At 29.6% G+C, this 524-nt stretch carries 1 protein-coding gene; it reads left to right on the forward strand.

Going from position 1 to position 524, the window contains the following annotated elements; all coding sequences use genetic code 11:
• Positions 1 to 128: 128 nt before the first annotated feature.
• Entirely contained in the window at positions 129 to 452 is a 324-nt protein-coding gene (locus OIF36_02715; protein ID MCV6599375.1) for a hypothetical protein, read from the forward strand.
• The last annotated feature ends 72 nt before the right edge of the window (positions 453 to 524 follow it).

The raw sequence follows: 524 nt of genomic DNA on the forward strand, positions 1-524 counted from the left end.
GCATTGGCCGCGAATGAACAAATCCAAGAAATCTTTACACATTTAACATCAGAGAGCGTGCTTGAATTGAGAGAAAGCGGTGCTGTCGTTTATGATTAAAAATATTATCTAAAATAATAATATAGATAATGTTCGGTTTCAAGAAGAAAAGCAACAACAAGAAAAACACGCGAAGCAATCTACATACAACCATGATGAACTTTAACCCATTTATGGCAGATACAAGATATTTAGAGCATTTACATAAGGAAATGAAATTAAGAAGTGCTCGTGAAGGGATGTTAATGTTAAGAAAAGATATGATTGAAGGAAACAAACGAGCAAACTATCAAAATGAAATGGATAGAATACAGAATGAATTGTATAGACCCAATCTATCAAAACCATCAAAAGAACATTTAGAAAATTACTATCAAAAGTTAAAAGACTTGATGAAAGAAACTTATAAATGATATAAATTATTTTTTATCTAAAATAATTTATATTACAATATGGCAACAGCAACACTAGAGTTAGTAAATCCT

It is taken from the genome of Alphaproteobacteria bacterium (genome assembly GCA_025800285.1).
Classification (GTDB): Bacteria; Pseudomonadota; Alphaproteobacteria; order JAOXRX01; family JAOXRX01; genus JAOXRX01.

What these genes read in the sequence shown, in the direction of transcription:
- OIF36_02715 (MCV6599375.1), top strand. Translation starts at nt 129, where the DNA reads ATGTTCGGTTTCAAGAAGAAAAGCAACAACAAGAAAAACACGCGAAGC.